The organism is Mesorhizobium sp. (assembly GCF_041661565.1).
In the GTDB taxonomy this organism is placed as follows: domain Bacteria; phylum Pseudomonadota; class Alphaproteobacteria; order Rhizobiales; family Rhizobiaceae; genus Mesorhizobium.
This window is the reverse complement of the sequence record NZ_JBAZUD010000054.1, coordinates 1-19,559: the sequence shown is the minus strand read 5'-3', so window position 1 is coordinate 19,559 and position 19,559 is coordinate 1. Positions and strand designations below refer to the sequence as shown.

Annotated in this window: 18 protein-coding genes; 12 read left to right on the top strand and 6 right to left on the bottom strand. The window is 63.9% G+C overall.

Going from position 1 to position 19,559, the window contains the following annotated elements; genetic code table 11:
- Positions 1-10: 10 nt before the first annotated feature.
- From WC739_RS11975 to WC739_RS11950, 6 genes are all read left to right on the top strand, one after another.
- On the top strand, positions 11-1,528 hold the full coding sequence (locus tag WC739_RS11975) for a sugar ABC transporter ATP-binding protein (protein WP_372953245.1): 1,518 nt from the start codon (positions 11-13) through the stop codon (positions 1,526-1,528).
- Positions 1,525-3,555 (top strand): ABC transporter permease, encoded by a 2,031-nt coding sequence (locus WC739_RS11970; protein ID WP_372953244.1) that lies wholly within the window; start codon positions 1,525-1,527, stop codon positions 3,553-3,555. The genes WC739_RS11975 and WC739_RS11970 overlap by 4 nt, the downstream gene beginning before the upstream one ends.
- 24 nt (positions 3,556-3,579) lie before the next feature.
- A complete protein-coding gene (locus tag WC739_RS11965; protein ID WP_372953243.1) occupies positions 3,580-4,110 on the top strand; it encodes a cupin domain-containing protein in 531 nt (176 codons plus the stop codon).
- Positions 4,111-4,126: 16 nt separating this feature from the next.
- Positions 4,127-5,077 carry a 3-hydroxyacyl-CoA dehydrogenase NAD-binding domain-containing protein gene (locus WC739_RS11960; protein WP_372953242.1) on the top strand — a complete coding sequence of 317 codons (951 nt, stop codon included), beginning with the start codon at positions 4,127-4,129 and terminating at the stop codon, positions 5,075-5,077.
- Positions 5,074-6,018, top strand: a complete 945-nt coding sequence (locus tag WC739_RS11955) for a 3-keto-5-aminohexanoate cleavage protein (protein WP_372953241.1) — start codon at positions 5,074-5,076, stop codon at positions 6,016-6,018. The genes WC739_RS11960 and WC739_RS11955 overlap by 4 nt, the downstream gene beginning before the upstream one ends.
- 92 nt (positions 6,019-6,110) lie before the next feature.
- Positions 6,111-6,902 (top strand): SDR family oxidoreductase, encoded by a 792-nt coding sequence (locus WC739_RS11950; RefSeq protein ID WP_372953240.1) that lies wholly within the window; start codon positions 6,111-6,113, stop codon positions 6,900-6,902.
- Between the two features lie 101 nt (positions 6,903-7,003).
- On the opposite strand, the gene WC739_RS11945 is transcribed toward WC739_RS11950, so the two are convergent.
- Positions 7,004-7,411 (bottom strand): hypothetical protein, encoded by a 408-nt coding sequence (locus WC739_RS11945; RefSeq protein WP_372953239.1) that lies wholly within the window; start codon positions 7,409-7,411, stop codon positions 7,004-7,006.
- On the opposite strand from WC739_RS11945, the gene WC739_RS11940 reads away from it, so the two are divergent.
- Genes WC739_RS11940 through WC739_RS11930 form a run of 3 tightly spaced genes read left to right on the top strand, consistent with a single transcriptional unit; the run spans position 7,410 to position 9,720 of the window.
- On the top strand, positions 7,410-7,712 hold the full coding sequence (locus tag WC739_RS11940; protein WP_372953238.1) for a PepSY domain-containing protein: 303 nt from the start codon (positions 7,410-7,412) through the stop codon (positions 7,710-7,712). The genes WC739_RS11945 and WC739_RS11940 overlap by 2 nt on opposite strands.
- Entirely contained in the window at positions 7,712-8,377 is a 666-nt protein-coding gene (locus WC739_RS11935) for a response regulator transcription factor (RefSeq protein WP_372953237.1), read from the top strand. Before WC739_RS11940 ends, WC739_RS11935 begins: the two co-directional genes overlap by 1 nt.
- Entirely contained in the window at positions 8,377-9,720 is a 1,344-nt protein-coding gene (locus WC739_RS11930) for a sensor histidine kinase (protein WP_372953236.1), read from the top strand. The genes WC739_RS11935 and WC739_RS11930 overlap by 1 nt, the downstream gene beginning before the upstream one ends.
- 8 nt (positions 9,721-9,728) lie before the next feature.
- On the opposite strand, the gene WC739_RS11925 is transcribed toward WC739_RS11930, so the two are convergent.
- The 4 genes from WC739_RS11925 to WC739_RS11910 all read right to left on the bottom strand — a co-directional run bounded on the left by WC739_RS11925 (position 9,729) and on the right by WC739_RS11910 (position 13,766).
- The gene (locus WC739_RS11925) at positions 9,729-11,240 is read right to left on the bottom strand and encodes an RnfABCDGE type electron transport complex subunit D (protein WP_372953235.1); all 1,512 of its coding nucleotides are present in this window, start codon (positions 11,238-11,240) and stop codon (positions 9,729-9,731) included.
- Positions 11,237-11,950, bottom strand: coding sequence for an FAD:protein FMN transferase (locus WC739_RS11920; protein ID WP_372953234.1), 714 nt, complete (start codon positions 11,948-11,950; stop codon positions 11,237-11,239). Before WC739_RS11920 ends, WC739_RS11925 begins: the two co-directional genes overlap by 4 nt.
- Positions 11,951-11,980: 30 nt before the next feature.
- Positions 11,981-12,796, bottom strand: coding sequence for an FMN-binding protein (locus WC739_RS11915; protein ID WP_372953233.1), 816 nt, complete (start codon positions 12,794-12,796; stop codon positions 11,981-11,983).
- 364 nt (positions 12,797-13,160) lie between these two features.
- The gene (locus WC739_RS11910) at positions 13,161-13,766 is read right to left on the bottom strand and encodes a TetR/AcrR family transcriptional regulator (RefSeq protein ID WP_372953232.1); all 606 of its coding nucleotides are present in this window, start codon (positions 13,764-13,766) and stop codon (positions 13,161-13,163) included.
- Between the two features lie 108 nt (positions 13,767-13,874).
- Between WC739_RS11910 and WC739_RS11905 the strand changes: the two genes are divergently transcribed.
- The 3 genes from WC739_RS11905 (at position 13,875) to WC739_RS11895 (ending at position 18,432) form a co-directional block, all read left to right on the top strand.
- Positions 13,875-14,561: a PspA/IM30 family protein gene (locus tag WC739_RS11905; protein WP_372953231.1), complete on the top strand. Its 687-nt coding sequence runs from the start codon at positions 13,875-13,877 to the stop codon at positions 14,559-14,561.
- A 65-nt stretch (positions 14,562-14,626) separates the two neighbouring features.
- Positions 14,627-14,914 carry a YiaA/YiaB family inner membrane protein gene (locus WC739_RS11900; RefSeq protein ID WP_372953230.1) on the top strand — a complete coding sequence of 96 codons (288 nt, stop codon included), beginning with the start codon at positions 14,627-14,629 and terminating at the stop codon, positions 14,912-14,914.
- Positions 14,915-15,006: 92 nt separating this feature from the next.
- Positions 15,007-18,432, top strand: coding sequence for an acyl-[ACP]--phospholipid O-acyltransferase (locus tag WC739_RS11895; RefSeq protein WP_372953229.1), 3,426 nt, complete (start codon positions 15,007-15,009; stop codon positions 18,430-18,432).
- A 40-nt stretch (positions 18,433-18,472) separates the two neighbouring features.
- On the opposite strand, the gene WC739_RS11890 is transcribed toward WC739_RS11895, so the two are convergent.
- Positions 18,473-19,471, bottom strand: a complete 999-nt coding sequence (locus tag WC739_RS11890; RefSeq protein ID WP_372953228.1) for a hypothetical protein — start codon at positions 19,469-19,471, stop codon at positions 18,473-18,475.
- Between the last annotated feature and the right edge of the window lie 88 nt (positions 19,472-19,559).

Below are 19,559 nucleotides of genomic sequence, written 5' to 3'. Positions count from 1 at the left end.
TGCCGCTGCGATGTCCGACGCTGTCCGTCTCGACGGGGTTACGAAAACTTATGGATCGACGACGGCCCTGGACGACGTCAGCCTGGCGTTCGAAGCAGGGACCGTTCATGCGTTGCTGGGCGAAAACGGCGCCGGCAAGTCGACCCTTGTCAAGATTCTCAGCGGTCTTGCCCGCCCGGACCGCGGCACCATAACCCTGTTCGACCAGCAGCTTGTCTTCGCCGACCGCTCCAGCTCAAGCGCTGTCGGCATCGAAACGGCATTCCAGGAGATTCCGCTGGTTCCCGACCTGAGTGTCGCCGAAAACCTTCTGCTGCCCAACCAGCCGCGGCACTTCGGGTTCCTGCTCGACCGAAAGGTCGCTCGCGAGCGGGTCGTCGCCATAGGCAAAGAGTTCGAGATCGAGGATATCGATCCGCGCACACCGGTGCGGGAACTGGATCTTTCCCTGCGCCAGAAGGTCGAAATCACGCGGGCGATTGCCCGCAAGCCGCGCCTGCTGATCCTCGACGAGCCGACGGCGGCGCTTTCCAGGGCCGATGTGGAATGGCTGGGACGCCGGATCCAGGCCCTCAAGACGGTGGGCACGACCGTCATCCTCGTCACGCATCGCATGCCCGAAGTCCATGAGTTCTGCGGCCGCATGGCCATTCTGCGCAATGGGCGCCACGTGGGAAGCTTCACGGTCGGCGAGATCAGCGACGGGGCGGTGTTCAAGCACATTATGGGCCGGTCCGTTCAGGTGACCTTCCCAGCGCGGAATGCATCGCCTTCGCCGGCGCAACCGCTGCTTTCCGCGAGAGAGCTCAAGGCGGGACGTCAGCTGGACTCCGTCTCGCTTGACGTCCGGCCAGGCGAAATCGTAGGCGTGGCGGCGCTGCAGGGAATGGGGCAGCTGGAGCTGTTCAACGCGCTTTTCGGCGCCGAACGGGTGCTGGGCGGAACCATCTCGATCAACGGGCAACAGGCGCATTTCGCCGGTCCGTCCGACGCAATCGACGTCGGCATCGGCTATGTCCCGGAAGACCGCAAGATCCAGGGTCTTGCCCTCCATCGAAGCGGTACAGAAAACGCGTCGATCCCGATCGTTTCCGAGTTTTCGCGGCTGGGCATCGTCGATACCGCCACCGAAAGAGCCCGCGTCGACAGCGCGTTTTGCGCCGTCAACCTGCAACCCCGGGCGCTCTACCAGACCGCCGCGGACTTCAGCGGCGGCAACCAGCAGAAAATGGTGCTGGCCAAATGGCTGCTCACAAATTGCCGGATACTGCTGGCATTCGATCCCACGCGTGGCGTCGACGTCGGCACCAAGCATGAGATCTACGCCATCCTGCGGCGCTTTGCCGAGGGCGGCGGCGGCGTTCTGCTTCACTCCACCGAAGTGCCGGAACTGATAGGCCTGTGCGACCACATAGCCGTTCTCTATCGCGGCCGGATTGCTGCGGACCTTGCGCATGGCGAGGCAACGGAAGAGACGGTTGGCGCCTGGATGCTGGGCTCCGGTCAACACGCGCGGGCAGTCGCATGACCTTGCGCGGCTCCAGCGATCTGCTGCGGTTCGTGCGTCGCAACGATGGCATGCTGATAGCCCTGGCGACGCTGGCATGCGTCTTCGGCGTTCTCAACCTCAACCTGCAGCAGACGTTCAGCTACTACGACGTGAGCAACACCTTCTCGAGCACCGCCACCTTGGCGCTGGCGGCCATGGGCGCGACCATCGTCGTCCTCATTCGCGGCCTCGACCTGTCGGTCGGCGCGGTGATTTCGCTTTCAAACTGCCTTGCCGCCGCCAATATGGGCGACAGCTCCCTGTCGATGATCGGCTGGAGCCTGGCCGGGGTCCTGGCCGGCACGGCCACCGGCCTGTTCAATGCGGTGTTCATCGTCCTATTCCGGCTGCCGTCGATCATCGTGACGCTTGCCACGATGTTCATCGTCGAAGGGCTGACGCTGCTCGTCCTCGAGCAGCCTGGCGGGGCGGTGCCGCCGGCCTTCTCGAATTTCCTCGTCGGGGATGCCATTCCGGGGCTTATCCAGGCACCGGCGGTTGTCATCCTGCTTGCTCTGGCGGCCTGGGCGCTGCTGCGCAACACGCGCCTGGGCACCTACATCTATGCGGTTGGCAGCGATCCCGACGCGGCACGGTCGAAGGGCGTGCCGGTATCGCTGACCCGGATGCTGGTCTATGTGATCGCGGGCACGTTTTACGGAGCGGCGGGCGTTTTCCTCACCGCCCAGACAGGGTCGGGGGATCCGACTGTCGGGCCTCCGATGCTGCTTCCGGTCTTTGTGGCCGTCGTGCTGGGCGGAACCTCGTTCGCCGGCGGGCGAGGCGGCTGCATGGGAACGGTCCTCGGCGCCTTCACCGTCATGCTGATCGTCAATCTGCTGCTGGTGTTCAACGTACCGACCTTCTACGCGACGATCGTGGAAGGAGGATTGCTGATCGTGGCCGTGCTCGCCAATTCGGTGCCACGGATCCGGGAGGTCATGGCGACGGCCTGGATTGTCGTTCAGAAACGCCGCGCCGGCTTGCCACGCTTCGATCGTCCCGTCGTCGCTTCCTCCACGCATGCGCGTAACGACGAGACGCTGCCCGCCAATCCGGTGGCGCGGTGGCTGCGCCGGAACCGCTCGGCGTTGCGCTTCACCGTGCCGACCTATCTTGGCCTGGCCGTCCTGCTTCTGGTCACCGCGGCGATGTTCCACGGTCGGCTGAGCGTGGAAATCTATGTGAACACGCTTTTCGTGCTGGGCTCTTTCCTTGCCGTTCTCGGACTGGGCCAGGGTACTGTCGTCATCAGCGGCGGGCTCGATCTCTCGGTCCCGGCCATGATCACGTTCAGCGGGGTGCTGCTTTGCGAGTGGAACGCGCCCGGCTCGAATTCGATAGCGCTGCTGGTCGCGGTTGCGCTTCTGGGCGCCCTCATCGGCTCGGTAAGCGGCATCGGCGTCGGAATTCTGGGGATCCATCCCCTCATCATGACGCTTGCCATGAACGGCATCATCGATGGCGCCACGCTTGTGATGACCGACGGCACGCCGCGCGGTGTGCCGCCGGGCGTCGTCAGCTGGTTCATGACCGGCAAGATCCTTGGGCTTACGCCCGTGGTCTACGGACTGGTGCTGTTTGTCGTCTTCGCCTCCTTTCTGCTCGGGCGCACCGTTTATGCCAGGCGCCTCTATCTGGTCGGCAGCAGCCCGCTGGTCGCCAGGTTTTCAGGGGTGAACGTTGGCCGGGTCCAGATCGCCGCCTATGGCTTGAGCGGCCTGTGCTCGGCTGTCGTCGGCATGATGCTCGCCGGCTTCAGCGGACAGGCCTTCATCGATATGGGCACGCCCTATCTTCTGCCCTCGATCGCCGTGATCGTGATTGGCGGCGTCGCGATGAGCGGCGGGCGGGGGACTTACCTGGGCATTTTCGGCGGAGCCTTGCTGCTGACCGCCCTGACGACGGTCCTGCAGGGCATGCTGCTGCCGGTAGCCATCCGCAATGTGATCTTCGGGCTGGTGATCCTGGGTGCGGTCATCGGCCTGCGCGAAAACCAGGCGTGAACCATCCAACAGGAGGAGGACACTATGCTCAAGCAGGTCAGGCGGATCGTCACGGCGGACGATTCGAGCGGCAAATCGGAAGTTCTTTTCGACGGGATCGCCGACCATACGATCACCGTGCTCACCGAATTGTGGCGAACGGAGCCCGGACGGCACGATCACAGGTCGCCCGAGGATCTTGCGAAACGGTCGCGCGGTATCGAGCCGCCGCCGGGCGGTACCGTCTTCCGCTTCTTTCAGATCGCGCCCGAATCCGAATCCGCCCATCTGTCCGCGGCCGAACGAGAAAAGGCGGCTCGGGACTGGTTCGCGGAAATGGGCTCGGCACACCTCCAGCCGGACACCTCCCGGCATGAAACCATGCATCGCTCACCGACCACCGACTACATCGTGCTGCTGTCCGGCCAGATCACGCTCGTGCTGGACAAGGAGGAGCGCGACCTCAAGCCGTTCGACGTGGTCGTCCAGCGCGGCACAAACCATGCCTGGGTCAATCGCGGCACCGAGGACGCGCTGCTCCTGGCCGTGCTCGTCGACGCCCAATACGAAAGCTGAGAAGGGAGAGCTGGCCGTGGATGCTGACGAAATCCGCCATATCGCCGTTGTGGGTACGGGGACCATCGGCATCAGCTGGGCGGCCCTGTTTCTGGCCAACGGTTTCGACGTGACGGCAACGGATGTGCGTCCGGACGCGGAAGCCGCGTTGCGTTCCGGAATAGACCAGACCCTGCCGTCGCTCGATCGTGGCGGCAAGACGTCTCGCAAGGGCGTGCTGCGCTTTTGTGCAAGCCTGGATGACTGTTGTCGCGATGCGGACTTCGTGCAGGAAAACGCCATCGAGCGCGAAGCCGAGAAGGTCGTTCTGCTCTCGCAGATCGACGCGGCCGTCAGACCCGACGTCGTCATCGCATCCAGCACCTCGGCATTATCCATCACGGCCATACAGAAGGCCTGCAAGTGGCCGCAGCGCGTCGTTCTGGGCCATCCTTTCAATCCGCCGCATCTCATCCCCCTGGTGGAACTCGTCGGCGGCGAGCAGACCGAGGATTGGGCCATCGAGCTCGCCGAGCGTCTGTACCGCCGGCTGGGCAAGGCAACGATACGGCTCAACAGGGAAATATACGGCCACGTCGCCAACCGGCTTCAGGCGGCGATCTTTCGCGAGGCGATCCACCTGCTCGAGAGCGGCGTGGCGTCGGCCGAGGACATCGACAGGGCGGTCACGGAAGGGCCAGGTCTGCGGTGGGCGCTGATGGGCCCGTTCCTCACCTACCATCTTGCCGGCGGGCGAAACGGCATTCGCGGCTTCATGCAGCAGTTCGCTCCCCTTCAGCAGCGGCTGTGGGGCGAACTCGGCGAGCCGATCCTCGATCCGGCGCTGCAGGCCCTCGTGGTGGGAGCGGTGGATAAAGCGATGGCAGGGCGAAACATTGCCGAAATCGCGGCGGAGCGCGACCGGCGGTTGCAGGCGCTCCTCATCGCGCGGTCGACCTCGGCCCGGACGGAGGGTGTCGGTCGATGACGTCGCCAAAGGTCATCATCAGCTGCGCGATCACCGGCGCCATCCACACACCGAGCATGTCGCCATACCTGCCGATCACGCCGGACCAGATCGCCGCATCGGCCGTCGAAGCGGCGGAGGCCGGGGCGGCGATCCTTCACCTTCATGCGCGAGACCCCGAAACGGGCCGGCCCACTCCGGACCCGGCCATCTTCGCGAAGTTCCTGCCCCGGATCCACGAGGCGACGGACGCGGTGATCAACCTTACCACCGGTGGCGGACTGACCATGACCGTCGACCAGCGGCTCGAGGCCCCGCTGCGCTTCAGGCCGGAGATGTGTTCGTTGAACATGGGTTCGATGAACTTCGGAATCTTCCCGCTCGCCGAACGCCGGCACCCCTGGCTGCATGACTGGGAGCAGCTCTATTTGCGCGGGACGAAGGACTTTATCTTCCGCAACACGTTCAGCGACATAGAACGCATCATAGAACTCCTCGGCAAGGAGCATGGCACGCGTTTCGAACATGAATGCTATGATGTAGGACACCTCTACAACCTCGCGCACTTCGTCGATCGCAAGCTGGTGGAGCCGCCCTTTCTCCTGCAGACCATCTTTGGCGTGCTGGGCGGAATCGGCGCGGAATGGGAGAACCTGGCGTTCATGAAGGCGACGGCGGACCGTCTCTTCGGCGACGCCTGCCAATGGTCGGTCCTGGCGGCGGGCCGAAGCCAGATTCCTTTCGCGACCGAAGCGGCGATGCGGGGCGGCCATGTCCGTGTCGGCCTCGAGGACAGCCTCTACATCGAGCGAGGTCAACTCGCCCTCTCCAACGCTCAGCAGGTGACCAGGATCCGGACGATCATCGAGAACCTTGGGTTGCAGGTCGCGACACCGCGCGAAGCGAGGGACCTTCTCAAGCTCAAGGGCAGGGACCGGGTCGCCATCCAGGGCGGTGCCTGAGACAAGCCATTTCCGCAACAGGCGGTCGCACAATCGGACCCTAGGGGTCCAGGAAAAGACGTGCGGTGCAAGCCGCGTCCAAGGAGGATCCGTTGGTCAAATCAGCATGTACACTTGAGGTGCGCGGCCTTCGCGTGCTGGTGACGGCGGGCGGCAGCGGCATCGGCCGGGCCATCGCCGAAAGGCTGCTTTCGGCCGGTGCAAGGGTCCACGTGACCGATCTGGTTCACGCGAATGTGGAAAGCGTCGTCAAAGCAAACCCGGGGCTGGTTGGCAGCCAGGGGGACGCGTCGCTTGTCGAGGACGTCGATCGGGTCGTTGCCGATGTGGTCAGCCAGTTCAAGGGCCTCGACCTACTGGTCAACAATGTCGGGATCGCGGGACCGACGGGGGAACTCGACAGGCTCGACGAGGCCGACATCGAACGGACGATCGACGTCAATCTGAAATCACATTTTCATTTCCTGAAGCGGTGCCTGCCATTGCTCAAGGCATCCGACCGGAACCCCTCGGTTCTCGCCATCAGTTCGGTGGCTGGCCGCCTTGGCTATAGCCACCGAACGCCCTATGCCGCAACGAAATGGGCGATCGTCGGCCTTGTCAAATCGCTGGCAATCGAGCTGGGACCGCAGGGGATTCGGGCCAATGCGATCCTGCCTGGCGCCGTCACGGGACCACGCATCGACAAGGTCATCGCGGATCGCGCGGAAGCGCTGGGTGTACCTGTCGACGAGGTGCGCCAGTCGTTTCTCGCGAAAATCTCCCTGCGAAGAATGGTCGAGGCCGAGGACGTGGCGAACCTGGCGCTTTTCCTTGCCTCGGACCTGGCCCGCAACATCAGCGGCCAGGCCATCAGCGTGGACGGCAACGTCGAATATCTTTAGCCCGAGCGCGCCCGGAGGCGGATTCGGCCAAGCCGCGTGGTCTGCGCCTATCCCTCTGAAATTACTGAGTTAGATGCCCCGGCTTGTCCCGATTGGGAGGACTAGTCGTCGTCCGATGCTTCATTTTCGCCGGAGATGCCACCGGTGGACCGATCATCGCACTCGTCGTCGCCGACGCCTTTGATTGCCTTCGGGCCGGTGGCGTCCTTCATCGGGATGGCCTCCAGATCGATTGGACCGGCAGGGGCGGCGGCGGCGGGCGCTCCACATGACCCTTCGTTCGATTCAGCGGCCGCCGGCAGGGCAGAGATTGTGAGGCCGCCAAGTGCTACAAGCAACAACATGGAATTGCGCATGATTTCGATATCCTTCTCAGCGCGGCCATGATTGGACGCGATGACATCCAATAGAGAACTCTGCTTGCTGCCGGCTGAGGATGGCTGACAGCAGATTGACAGCTTCCGTGTGCGAGATGCGTTGTTGATGATAACCAAGCTGAAGCGTGTCATGGTGATGGTCCTGATCGGGCTTGCCCTGGTCCAGCCGCTTGCCGCGCTTGCCGACGAGGATGATGACGGCGACCACGATCGGGCGCGGGAACTCTACGAACACGGCGAAATCAAAGGCCTTGCGAAAATCCTGGACATCGTTCGCGCCAGAACGCCCGGCGATGTCGTCGCGGTCGACCTCATCCGCCTCGGCGACAAATGGGTCTATCGGTTCCAGATCATCGTCGCGGACGGCCGTCGCAAGATCGTCGATGTCGATGCCGATGCCGGTGTCATCATAAGGGGCGGGGAGGGTGACTGATGAAGATTCTCCTTGCTGAAGACGAGCCGCGCATCGCGGCCGATATCGCGGCTACCCTTAAGTCATCCGGAATGGCGGTCGATATCGTACGTGATGGCGAAGCCGCCTGGTTCTCGGGCGACGTCGAAACCTACGACGCTGCCATTCTGGATCTCGGATTGCCCAAGCTCGACGGCCTCACGGTCCTGAAACGCTGGCGGGCCAATGGCCGACGGTTTCCAGTTCTCATCCTCACGGCCAGGGGCATGTGGACGGAGCGTGTCGAAGGCATCAATGCCGGCGCCGATGACTATCTCCCCAAGCCCTTCGAAATGGAAGAACTGCTTGCCCGGTTGCGGGCAATCCTGCGGCGCTCGGCGGGGCAGGCGGCGCCCGTGCTGAAGTCCGGGCCTCTGCTTCTGGATACGCGCCAGATGCGTATCTCGCTGCGCGGCATTCCCGTTTCGCTTTCGCCGCTGGAGTATCGGCTCCTGGCGTTTCTGATGCATCATGCCGGGAGCGTGGTGGCGCCCACCGAACTGGCCGAGCACCTGTACGATTCAGGCAATGACCGCGATCCGAACACGATCGAGGTCATTGTCGCGCGCCTGCGCCGCAAGCTTGGCAGCGACGTCATCGAAACGCGACGTGGCTTCGGGTATCTGATACCCGATGAGCCCGCCTGATGGGCAACTCGATCCGCTTCAGGCTCTGGTCGGCAGCGGCGGTCTCAATCCTCATCGCACTTGCCGTGGCGGGAGTCGGACTGCGCTACCTATTCGAGTTGAATGTCGAACGGCGTGTCGTCAGCGAGTTGACCGTCGACCTCAACGATCTGATCGGTGCTACCGCATACGGGCCAGACGGCCGCCTTTCGGTCCGGTCAGCCCTGGCCGACCCGCGCTTTTCCATTCCCTTGTCCGGTCATTACTGGCAGGTGGAGGACGTCGGGCCCGGCAATCTGGTCCGCTCGCGTTCATTATGGGATGCAACCCTTGCCTTGCCGGCCCTCGGAACCGGCGGCGAAATCAGGGAATTCAAGGAATTCAAGGGGCCCGACGGGGAACTGGCCATCGCCGTCGAGCGCATGGTCACCGATGTCGACGGCCGATCGTTTCGGGCCATTGTCGCGGAAAACCATCGCGGCGTGGAAGTGGCGGTCAGTGAATATGTCCGCGATCTTGCGCCAGCCCTGATCCTGCTTGCCCTCGCCCTCATGGCAGCCTTCTTCATCCAGATTACCGTCGGTCTTGCTCCGTTGGAAGGTCTGCGGGTCGCGGTTCGAAACGTCATTGCACAGCGAGCCGCGCGATTGGATGTAGCGGCGCCGAGCGAAGTGCAGCCGCTTGCCGATGAAATAAATCGGTTGCTCGATGCCCAGGAGAAGGCGTTGGCACGCGCGCGATCGCGCGCGACAGACCTGGCGCATGGCCTCAAGACACCGCTTCAGGTCTTGTCGGCCGACATTCGCGCGTTGCGCAGGAAGGGCGAGACCAGCCTGGCCGACGACATCGAGAAGAGCACGGCGGCGATCCGGCGTCACGTCGAGCGGGAACTCGCGCGCGCCCGCCTCGCGCCCGGCGTATCGGCCAAGGCCTTTTGCCGCATCCGGGAAACGGCGGCGGGTGTCATCGCCGTGGTCAAACGCACGCCAAGCGGCGAGCAGCTTTCGTTCAAGGTGGAGATCGCCGACGATCTGATGGCGTCAATCGATGAAGGTGACCTGTCCGAAATCCTCGGCAATCTGGTCGAGAACGCGGTGCGCTACGCAAAGTCCGAGGTGCGGGTCGGTGCATCCACGACGTCCGGCGGGGTCGTCATTGCAGTCGCGGACGACGGACCTGGCATTCCCGAAGCGGATCGGCAATCCGCTTTGTCGCGCGGTGTCCAGTTGGACAGCAAGGGCGGCAGCAGCGGACTTGGCCTGGCCATCGTCTCGGACATCGTCGAAGCCTACGGCGGACGCCTTGACATGGCCAACGCCAACCCGGGCCTGGTCGTGACCATTTCCTTGCCACGGCACCGTTGACCGCCGCTTCACGCAAACCCCGGGAAGTAGTCGACCTTTATCCGCGAGCGGCGAACGCCCATTGCGCGAAGCTTCTGGCGCAGCGCCTTGACCATCGCCTGGGGGCCGGAGATGTAGAATGTCCGCTCAAGGTAGTCGGGCATGGCCAAGCGGATCAGTCGCTCGTCGATATAGCCGGGATACTGGCCGCGTTCACCGCCGCGGGCAACGGCATGAACCGTCCGGATGCCGAGCTCTCGCCTGGCGGCGCCGAGCACGTCGCGGTAGGCGATATCCTGCTGGCCTTCGGTCCCATAAAGGATGACGATCGGCCGTCTTTCCTTCCTGTCGAGAAGATGTTGCAGCATGGAGCGGAACGGCGTGATGCCGATGCCTCCGGCCAGGAAGGCAATCTTGGTTTCGGGCTTGGCGGGCAAGGTGAAGCTCCCGGCCAATTGCGCGGCATGAATCCGGTCGCCGGGCTTGAGGGTCATAAGCTCGCGCTTGAAGGCGCTGGATTCGGGATAGAACTTGACACCGAGGCGAACCGTTTCTTCCGTGGGTGCGGAGGCGATGGTGAAGTAGCGCCGGTTGCCGCGATTGTCGGAGCGGTCGAGGCCGAGCGTCCATTCAAGATACTGGCCAGCCTGGAAGGCAAGCTTTCGCTGTGACTTGAAGATGAAGTCATAGCTGTCGACGGCCGAGCGCTCGATGCGTTCCAATGTCAGCACGAAGCGTCCCCTCGGGCCGGCCGCGTAGGCAAACAGGTTGCCTGCCAGCAATGCCAGTTCCGGCGTGAAATAGAACGAGCCGATATGGATGCTCGGGGCGAACAGGAAGCCGACGATGGCAGCGAAGGCGATGCGCGGCAGGCGCGCCGTCGGTGCCGTCAACGGCTCCGTCAGCATCACGAAGGCGAAGAACAGCAACGGCGACGACGTCAGGGTTTCCTTGAGCGCGACGCCATATTGCGAGGGCTCGGTGGTAGCCAGGATTGTCGCCAGCGAAACAGCAACGAAGGTCGCGAAAAGATCCAGCCGGCGCAGCTTCCTGACGATGAGGATACCCCCGAGCAGCACGACGGGGAGCAGCCACAAATTGCCGCCGACCCACCAGGTCGCCGGCTTGTCGAGCAGGAACGCCGACAATGCCACGCCCAGGGCGGCCGGATTGAACAGGTGCTTTCTGCCGACGGCGAAGATGAATTTGGAGGAGATCGCCCAGACGCAAGCGAATGCCACGGCACCGATGCCCGCAAGATCGGTGACGGCCACCGGGTCGAGGATAAGGGCCAGGATAAGCGCGGTGATGTAAACGGACTCACTGTTGGCAGGCACTTCGAAGATGCGGGCGAAGACCTTGTTGGCGATCCAGCATGCCGCCAGCGCCAGAGCCGTGGTGAAAGCGAGCGCCACCGGATCATGCGGCACCAGGCCGGCCAATCCGAATACCAGGGCCGTGGCCACCAACGCCATGAGATAATACAGGATCAACCTGTACATGGTCAGCCGGTCGAGAAATCGGTCAATGGTCTTGATCATGGCGTGCAAAGTGCTCCGAAGCCGCTCGTCGGCGTGGCACGGCCATCGATGTCGACGACGTAGCCTTCGAGACCAGGCGCTTGCTCGATAAAAAAGATGCCGTCCCGCCCCATGGCGAAGGCCGCGGTGGCGAAACGATCCGCTTCGAGCACATCCGCGCCGATCACCGTCAGGCTGACGATGTCGGCGATCGGGGTGCCAAGCCCATGCGGATTGTAGATATGCTGGCCGCGTACATAGGTGCCGGAGGTCGCGACGCCGCGTCCGCGCGGGTAAACGATCTTGATGACCTCATCCGCATTGAAGGGATTGCGGATGCCCACGCTCCAGTCCTTTCCTTCTCCGTTTTTCCCGGACGCCTGGATGTCGCCGCCGGCCTCGATGAAGAAATCGCCGACCCCGCCCTGTCGAACGATCTCGGCCGCGTTGCGGATGGCCCAGCCCTTGACGATGCCGGACGGATCAAGGGAACCGTCAGCCTTGCGGATGTCGAAATATCCGTCCGTCTCGTTTTTCGTCCGTTCGGCGAGCGCCAGCACTTCCATCATCTCGCCGCTCCAGTCCCTGACCGGAACGTCGCCTCGGTTGATGGCCGAAATCTCGCTGTCGGTCCTGTACGTGCTGAAGCGCCGATCGATGTGCTCGAAATAATCGAAGACCTCGTCGATCAACGCTTGCGACGCGCCGCCAATATCGACGGTGACGGGCATGCCCATCAAAATCCGTGTTTCGCGCATGGATTACGACGAAGCTTTCTTCAGCGCGCCGCCGAGCGACTGGATGAAGGCCCTGCTGGTCAACGTCGCGCCCGAAATGATGTCGACATGCGCGCTTTGCGCGCTGATCGCCTCGTCACGCAGCATCGGCAGTGCCTGCCGGTTGATGCTGACGGAGGTGCGGCGGTCAGATGGGTATTTCAGCACTTTCAGCGCCGTCAGGCGACCACCCTGGATGGAGGCCTGAATCTGGATGAGCCCATAATAGGCGTCGGTGACGGGGCCAGTGTAGGTGCCATCGACGAAACCGTGCGCGGCCGGCTTCGTGCCAACATTCGCGGTCGCCTTCATGCCTGTGCGGATGACGCGGGCGGTTGCTCCCGCATAGTCCGGCCGCGGTTGCGGAATGGGTATGTAAACTGCCGGGGTGATGACGAAGGATGGCGTCTCAGCCGCGGGAACGGCGGCGGCCGATGGCGTTGCGGCGTCAGCCGGGACTGGCGTTGGGGCGGGTGCCCACGAAACCTGCGCTTGCTTCACGACGGGTTCCAGCTTCGGCGCAGGTCCTGTTATGGCGGCCGTCGTTTCCCTGCCGATCGCCGGCGGAGTGTTGAACCGGGGCTCGAGCCGGACGCTCTGCTGGCGAATCACAGGCATGGTCGGAGCCGGGGCGCGGTCGGTCGGCGCGGGGGGGACTACCGGCTGCGCGGCACCTCCCTCGGCGGCGTCAGCCGGTTGCGCCGAACCCAGCATGTCGTCCGCGGGGGCCGTACCGGCCTGTTCCCACACATAGGCGCCAGAGGCGGCGATGACAAAAAGTGACAAGGCAATCTGCTTCATTTGCATTGCATTCCAGGTTGCACTGGCGAATCCGTTTCGGATCGCTTCAACCGCAATATCTCACGGCAGAGCTGACAATTGGCTGTCAGGAGCTGGCACCACGTGGATAGGGGAATCAACAAGGCGAACCTCGCCCAGAAGGTGAAATCGCATTCTCGACCGCAGCACGGCGCGCATCGCTTCCGCGAGCCATTGGGGCCGTCCCTCAGGCGGCCCAACATGATAAATGATGAAGGCGAGGGCGCATCCAGGCGCGCCGCGGGCGGGAACTATCTCGCGAACGCTCGGACTATCGGAGCCCTCACAGCATAGCCAAGTGCCTACGGTTTATCCTGTTTCCGTGATGCACGGTCAGCCGGCTGTTTCAACCCGTGCTTTCGATGCCCGCCACAAGGGTGTCGACAAAGTTCAGCAATTCGCTTTCGAGGTCGCTCGGCGCCAGGCCGATGAAGCGGTCTTCGAGCGAAATGGTGACGATGCCGTGCACTGCGGAGAATAGCGTGCGGGCGCGCGCAAGCAGTTCCGCCGCTCCCAGCGCGGGAAGCAGCATGGCGAGCGGCTCGACCAGATGCTGGATAAGGACCGCATGCTCGGCCAGATGCCAGTCGGGCACCGGTACGCCCGGCGCCATGCGATGTTCGAACAGCGCGGTCCACGCCATGCGGTTGTCACGCGCGAAGCCAAGATAGGCTTTGGCCAGCGCCATCAACCTTGCCCTCGGCGCCGCGGCCCCGGCTGCCTGGTGCTGCAGGGCCGCGCCCAGTCTGGCGAGCGTAATCGAATTGACATGCAGGATGAGCTCATCCAGATCGGCAAAGGCGGTGTAGATCGCACCCAGTGCACAGCCGGCATCCGCCGTGACGTCGCGCGCGCGCAACCCGGCCAGGCCAGAGGATTGAATGCGCGATTGCGCGGCCTCGATCAGCCTGCTCCTGAGATCCTCGCGCCTGGCGAATCGTTTCGCGGTCATTAACCTTCCCTAACTGAAATATGTGAACGTTGTTCATTTTTATGTTGAACGCTGTTCACGATGTGTTACGTTGCATTCGTGAACAACGTTCATAGAGGAGAAACCGAAATGATGAAACAGTTTTTTGCACTTGTCCGCGGCCATAGCCACGAAGCGGCCGAGGCGGTCGTCGACCGCAACGCGCTGGTGATCCTGCGCCAGCAGGTCCGCGATTGCGCCGACGCGATTGCCGCTGCCCGCCGGGCAGTTGCCATAGCCATTGCCCAGAACGATCAGGAGATCGTGCAGTTCAAGAAGCTGGTCGCCCGCATCGAGGATCTGGAGCAGCGGACCGTCGCTGCGCTGGAGCAGGGACGCAACGAGCTTGCCCGCGAAGCGGCCGAAACCATCGCCCTGCTGGAGGCCGAACGCGACGCCTCCGACGCCGCGCAGAAGACCTTCGGCACCGAGATCGAGCGGCTGAAGCGGATTGTGCGCGCTTCCGAGATGCGCCTTCGCGAATTGCAGCGCGGCCAACGCATCGTCGCCGCGGTCGACAGCACCCAGCGCCTGCGTGAAAGCGCGCCCGGCTCCAGCCTGTCCGCGCTCAGAGACGCCGAGGCGACCTTGCTTCGCCTGCGCACCCGGCAAAAGCAGATCGACGCCGCCGCCGCTGCGATGGCCGAGATGGAGCAATCGGGCGATCCGGCCGCGGTCAGCGAGAAGCTGGCGGCCGCAGGCTGCGGCATGCCGTTGAAGAGCAGCGCCGACACCGTGCTCGAACGGCTGGCCAGCAAGATCGCCAGGCCGGCCTGATTGCATCACGCCTGAAACGGACCGACGCCGGCCCAACCTAACCCTGAAACGAAAGGATCCTACCGATGTCCCCAAGCACCTACGCTCCCAAGGACTCAAACGCCTGGAAGACCTTCACCATGGCCAGTTTTGCCATTGCCGCGGCGATGATGGCCGGCGGCGTCTACTTCATGGAGGCCAGCTTCGCCGCCAAGGGGTTCTACGCCATGGCCGCGATCATGCTCGTGCACACCTCGATCACCATCACCAAGACCCTGCGCGACTCGGAAGAGGCAAGCCGTTTCATCAACCGGCTGGAAGACGCCAAGACCGAGAAGCTGCTGATGGAAGTCAGCCGCAGTAACGAAGTGTAACGGGGTTCCCGCTAAACCAGGCTCAAACCGCGCAAGACCGCTGATCGATCCGACCAGGACAGCACCGGTCTTGCCCAATGGAATTCGCCGCTATGGAAATCTCCCCGATCAACCGTCCGACAAGTCATCTGATGACGTCCCGGCGCTTTGCGCCTTTGTTCTGGACGCAGTTCCTGTCCGCCTTCAACGATAATTTCCTCAAGAACACTCTGGTGTTCCTTATCCTGTTCACGCTGGCGGCGGACCAGGCGGCGTCGCTGGTCACCCTGGCGGGCGCTGTTTTCATGGCGCCCTTCCTGTTTCTTTCGGCGCTTGGCGGTGAGATCGCCGACCGCTTCGACAAGGCCCTCATCGCCAGGCGTCTGAAATTCGCCGAGATCGCGGCGGCGGCAGTCTCCGTCGCCGGCATCGCGCTGTCGTCCATTCCGGTGCTGATGACGGCGCTGCTGATGTTCGGCATCATCTCGGCACTGTTCGGGCCGATCAAATACGGCATCCTGCCCGATCACCTCGAGCGCAAGGAATTGCCGCGCGCCAACGCCTGGATCGAATCGGCGACCTTCGCCGCCATCCTCGGCGGCACCATTGCCGGCGGCGTCGTTTCGGCCGATGGCATAGGGGTCGCGGTCTTCGGACCGATCATGATGATCCTCGCGGTCAGCTGCTGGTTTGTCAGCCGCTACATTCCGTCAACGGGTTCGGCGGCCCCCGACCTTGTCATCGACAAGAACATCTTCCGCTCGACGTGGCGCCAGGTCAGCGAATTGCGCACCGACAGGCGGATCTGGCGCGCAGGCCTGATGACGTCGTGGTTCTGGCTGATCGGCGCCATCGTCCTGTCGATCCTGCCGACCCTGGTCAAGGGTTCGCTCGGCGGCAACGAGATGGCGGTCACGGTCTATCTCGCAGTGTTCGCCGTTTCGATCGCCATCGGCTCGGCCATTGCCGCGTGGATGTCGCAGGGTCGCATCGTGCTGCTGCCGGCGCCGGTCGGCACGGCGCTGCTGGCGCTGTTCGGGCTGCACCTGGCCTGGACCATCTGGAGCATGCAGCCTTCGCCCCAGGCGCAAACCCTTGGCGTCTTCTTCGCCGGACCGAACACCATCCGTGTCGCGATCGACCTCGCCGGCATGGCTATCGCCAGCGCCTTCCTCGTCGTGCCCACCTTCGCCGCCGTGCAAGCCTGGTCGCCTGAAGCGCGCCGCGCCCGCGTCGTTGCCGCCGTCAGCATCGTCAATGCCGGTTTCATGACCGTCGGCGGTATTGCTGTCGCCGCGATCCAGACCAAGGTTTCCACCGGAGGCATCCTGTTCGGCCTGGCCGCGGCCAACGCCGTCGCCGCCTGGTTGATGTTGAAATATCTGCCGACCAACGCTTTCCGTGATTTCGTCTCCATCCTGTTCCGCGCCTTCCTGCGCCTGGAAGTCGACGGGATGGACAACCTCAAGGCGGCCGGCCAGGCGCCGATCCTGGCGCTCAACCATGTCAGCTTCCTTGACGGTCCGCTGGCCTTGACGCTGACCGACGAGGAGCCGGTCTTCGCGATCGACTACACCATCGCGCAGGCCTGGTGGATGAAGCCGTTCATGAAACTCGCCCGCGCTCTGCCCCTCAACCCGGCCAAGCCGATGTCGACCCGCACGTTGATCAAGATCGTGCAGGGCGGCGATCCGCTGGTCATCTTCCCCGAGGGGCGCATTACCGTCACGGGCAGCCTGATGAAGGTCTATGATGGTGCGGCCATGGTGGCCGACAAGACCGGCTCGATGGTGGTGCCTGTGCGTATCGAAGGGCTGGAGAAGAGCTATTTCTCGCGGCTGTCGTCCCAGCATGTGCGCCGTCGCCTGTTTCCGAAGGTCAAGGTGACCATTCTGGAACCGGTCAAGCTCGAGGTGGCGCCGGAGCTGCGCGGCCGCAAGCGTCGCGCCGCGGCGGGCAATGCCCTCTACCAGGTCATGTCGGATCTCGTCTTCCGCACCCAGGATATCGACAAGACGGTGCTGGAAAAGATCATCCAGACCGCGACCGCACGCGGCATGAAGCAACTCGCCGTGCAGGATCCGGTGACCGGTTCGCTGAGCTATGGCAAGCTGCTGACGGCGGCCGCCGTGCTCGGCGCGAAATTCGAGCACCTCTATGCCGGCCAGCAGACGCTGGGCATCATGCTGCCCAACGCCAATGGCGCCTGCGCGGCAGTGCTTGGCGTCATGTCGTCCGGCAAGGTTCCGGCGATGATGAACTTCACCGCGGGGGCCGCCAATATCCTCTCAGCCTGCAAGGCCGCCGAAGTGCGCACCGTGCTCACCTCGCGCGCCTTTGTCGAACAGGCAAAGCTCGGCCCGGTGGTCGAGGAACTCAGCCGCTCGGTCGACATCGTCTGGCTCGACGATCTGCGCCAGACCATCGGCCTCAAGGACAAGCTGCTCGGCCTTCTGCGCAAGAGCACGCCGCGCGTCGCCCGCAAGCCCGACGATCCGGCGGTGATCCTGTTCACCTCGGGATCGGAAGGCACACCCAAGGGCGTGGTGCTCACGCACCGCAACATCCTGGCCAACGCCGCCCAGGCTGCCTCGCGCATCGACTTCCACTCGGGCGACAAGGTCTTCAACGTGTTGCCGATCTTCCATTCCTTCGGCATGACGGCGGGCACGGTGCTGCCGCTGATCTCGGGCGTGCCGGTCTATTTCTACCCTTCGCCGCTGCACTACCGCATCGTGCCGGAGCTGATCTACGCCTCGAACGCGACAATCATCTTCGGCACCGACACGTTCCTCTCCGGCTATGCGCGCGCCGCGCACCCCTATGACTTTCGCTCGATACGCTATTGCTTTGCCGGCGCCGAACCGGTCAAGGCAGCGACGCGCATGACCTATATGGAGAAGTTCGGCGTGCGCATCCTCGAGGGCTATGGCGTCACCGAAACAGCACCCGTGATCTCGATCAACACGCCGATGTACAACCGCTCCGGGACCGTCGGCAAAATCATGCCGGGCATGGAATATCGCCTCGACCCGGTGCCCGGCGTCGATGATGGCGGACGGCTTTTCGTGCGCGGACCCAATGTCATGGCCGGCTATCTCAGAGCCGAAAAGCCCGGCGTGCTCGAGCTGCTTGAAAATGGCTGGCATGATACCGGCGACATCGTCGCCATCGATGAAACCGGCTTCATCACCATTCGCGGCCGCGCCAAGCGCTTCGCAAAGATCGGCGGCGAGATGATCTCGCTGGCCGCGGTCGAGGTGCTGGCGGGGGAGTTGTGGAAAGGCTCGCTGTCAGCCGTCGCCACGGTGCCGGACGCACGCAAGGGCGAAAAGCTGATCCTCATCACCGAGGCCGCCGACGCCACCCGCGCCGAGTTCCTGAGCTTCGCCAAGGCCAGTGGCGCCATGGATCTGATGGTGCCGGCCGAAGTGCAGGTGGTGGCCAAGGTGCCCGTGCTTGGCTCCGGAAAGCTCGACTTTGCCGGCGTAACCAAAATGGTGCGCGACGGGGAAGCGTTGAAGATCAAGGCCGCCTGATAGTAGGCGTTGACAGGCCGGCGCGAGACGCCCGGCCTGTTCAGACGATAATCCCTTGAACCGGCAGCCGTGCCCGGCCGGGCACGGATCCCGCAACCCCGGCCCGTAGCACGTTGATCAGCCGGCGCTCAGGCGGGATGGAAAAATGCCGGCCGCAAATCTCCGCACTTTGCGGATGATCGGCCACTGCCGCCATCGGCCAGGCCGCGAAGCCGAGCCGCGTCAGGTTGAGCCAGAAGCGGTAGAAGGCACGGCCCGACTCCACAGGCGATTCCTCGCGCGGGCGGTGGAACACCGCGATCGCCGCCGCCGACCGCGTCTTCGATCCTTCGCCCGTCAGCACCTTGCCCAATCCCAGCGCATCGATGGCTTCGAACAGGCGCGTTCCCAAAACCGCTCCGGCGCCGAATCCTTCCAGCGCGCCCATGCGTAGCGCGTCGAGATTAAGGCCGTCCGCGTCGTAGCGCGGATGCGAGCGCGCCAGCCGCATCCAGCCCACAAGCTCATTGCGAAAAGCGCGGTCGCGCAGAAACACCAGGCTGGCATCGCCGGCCAGCGCCGCCAGCATGGCGATGTCCTGAGGCGTGTGGGCAAGCGTCACATCATCCGCCTTTCGCGCCCATGCCTGCAGCGCCTTTGCGGCAGCCATCGCCGCCGGCTTGAAATGCGAACGCCAGGTGAAGCGGTTCGCGACATGGCCGTTCAACGGTGACGGCCGTGCTGCGCCGCCGGGAACGATCCGCGCCGCGAGCCGGTAGCCGGGAAAGGCGACCGTGTCGTTTGCCTGCCACACATCCTCGGCGACGGCGACGCCGATGCCGGCGTCAGCAAGCGCCATAAGCGTGCCCTCGACGGCAGCGCCGCAGGAGATGCCCAGGTCGCGGGCCTGCGGGTCGCCGACCGAGAGCTGCCGCGCCAGCTCGGCCATCACCAGGATCGAACCGTTCCCCGCCAGGTGCCAGCGCGCCGGCTGGGTGTTGTGCACCGAGGGCGCCAGGTTGGCCCTGGCGACGATGCGGGAAAGCAAGGTGTTGTCCATCCTACAAGGCCTTGGAAAAGAGATGCAGGCGGTGCAGCGGCCGCGCACCGCTCTTTTCGGCCTGGCGAAGCGAGGCCTTGTTGACATC

Bases quoted from the DNA above. Each gene is read 5' to 3' on its own strand.
- WC739_RS11975 (WP_372953245.1), top strand. From the start codon at position 11: ATGTCCGACGCTGTCCGTCTCGACGGGGTTACGAAAACTTATGGATCG.
- WC739_RS11970 (WP_372953244.1), top strand. From the start codon at position 1,525: ATGACCTTGCGCGGCTCCAGCGATCTGCTGCGGTTCGTGCGTCGCAAC.
- WC739_RS11965 (WP_372953243.1), top strand. From the start codon at position 3,580: ATGCTCAAGCAGGTCAGGCGGATCGTCACGGCGGACGATTCGAGCGGC.
- WC739_RS11955 (WP_372953241.1), top strand. From the start codon at position 5,074: ATGACGTCGCCAAAGGTCATCATCAGCTGCGCGATCACCGGCGCCATC.
- WC739_RS11940 (WP_372953238.1), top strand. From the start codon at position 7,410: ATGGTGATGGTCCTGATCGGGCTTGCCCTGGTCCAGCCGCTTGCCGCG.
- WC739_RS11945 (WP_372953239.1), bottom strand. From the start codon at position 7,411: ATGACACGCTTCAGCTTGGTTATCATCAACAACGCATCTCGCACACGG.
- WC739_RS11935 (WP_372953237.1), top strand. From the start codon at position 7,712: ATGAAGATTCTCCTTGCTGAAGACGAGCCGCGCATCGCGGCCGATATC.
- WC739_RS11930 (WP_372953236.1), top strand. From the start codon at position 8,377: ATGGGCAACTCGATCCGCTTCAGGCTCTGGTCGGCAGCGGCGGTCTCA.
- WC739_RS11925 (WP_372953235.1), bottom strand. From the start codon at position 11,240: ATGATCAAGACCATTGACCGATTTCTCGACCGGCTGACCATGTACAGG.
- WC739_RS11920 (WP_372953234.1), bottom strand. From the start codon at position 11,950: ATGCCCGTCACCGTCGATATTGGCGGCGCGTCGCAAGCGTTGATCGAC.
- WC739_RS11915 (WP_372953233.1), bottom strand. From the start codon at position 12,796: ATGAAGCAGATTGCCTTGTCACTTTTTGTCATCGCCGCCTCTGGCGCC.
- WC739_RS11910 (WP_372953232.1), bottom strand. From the start codon at position 13,766: ATGACCGCGAAACGATTCGCCAGGCGCGAGGATCTCAGGAGCAGGCTG.
- WC739_RS11905 (WP_372953231.1), top strand. From the start codon at position 13,875: ATGATGAAACAGTTTTTTGCACTTGTCCGCGGCCATAGCCACGAAGCG.
- WC739_RS11900 (WP_372953230.1), top strand. From the start codon at position 14,627: ATGTCCCCAAGCACCTACGCTCCCAAGGACTCAAACGCCTGGAAGACC.
- WC739_RS11895 (WP_372953229.1), top strand. From the start codon at position 15,007: ATGGAAATCTCCCCGATCAACCGTCCGACAAGTCATCTGATGACGTCC.
- WC739_RS11890 (WP_372953228.1), bottom strand. From the start codon at position 19,471: ATGGACAACACCTTGCTTTCCCGCATCGTCGCCAGGGCCAACCTGGCG.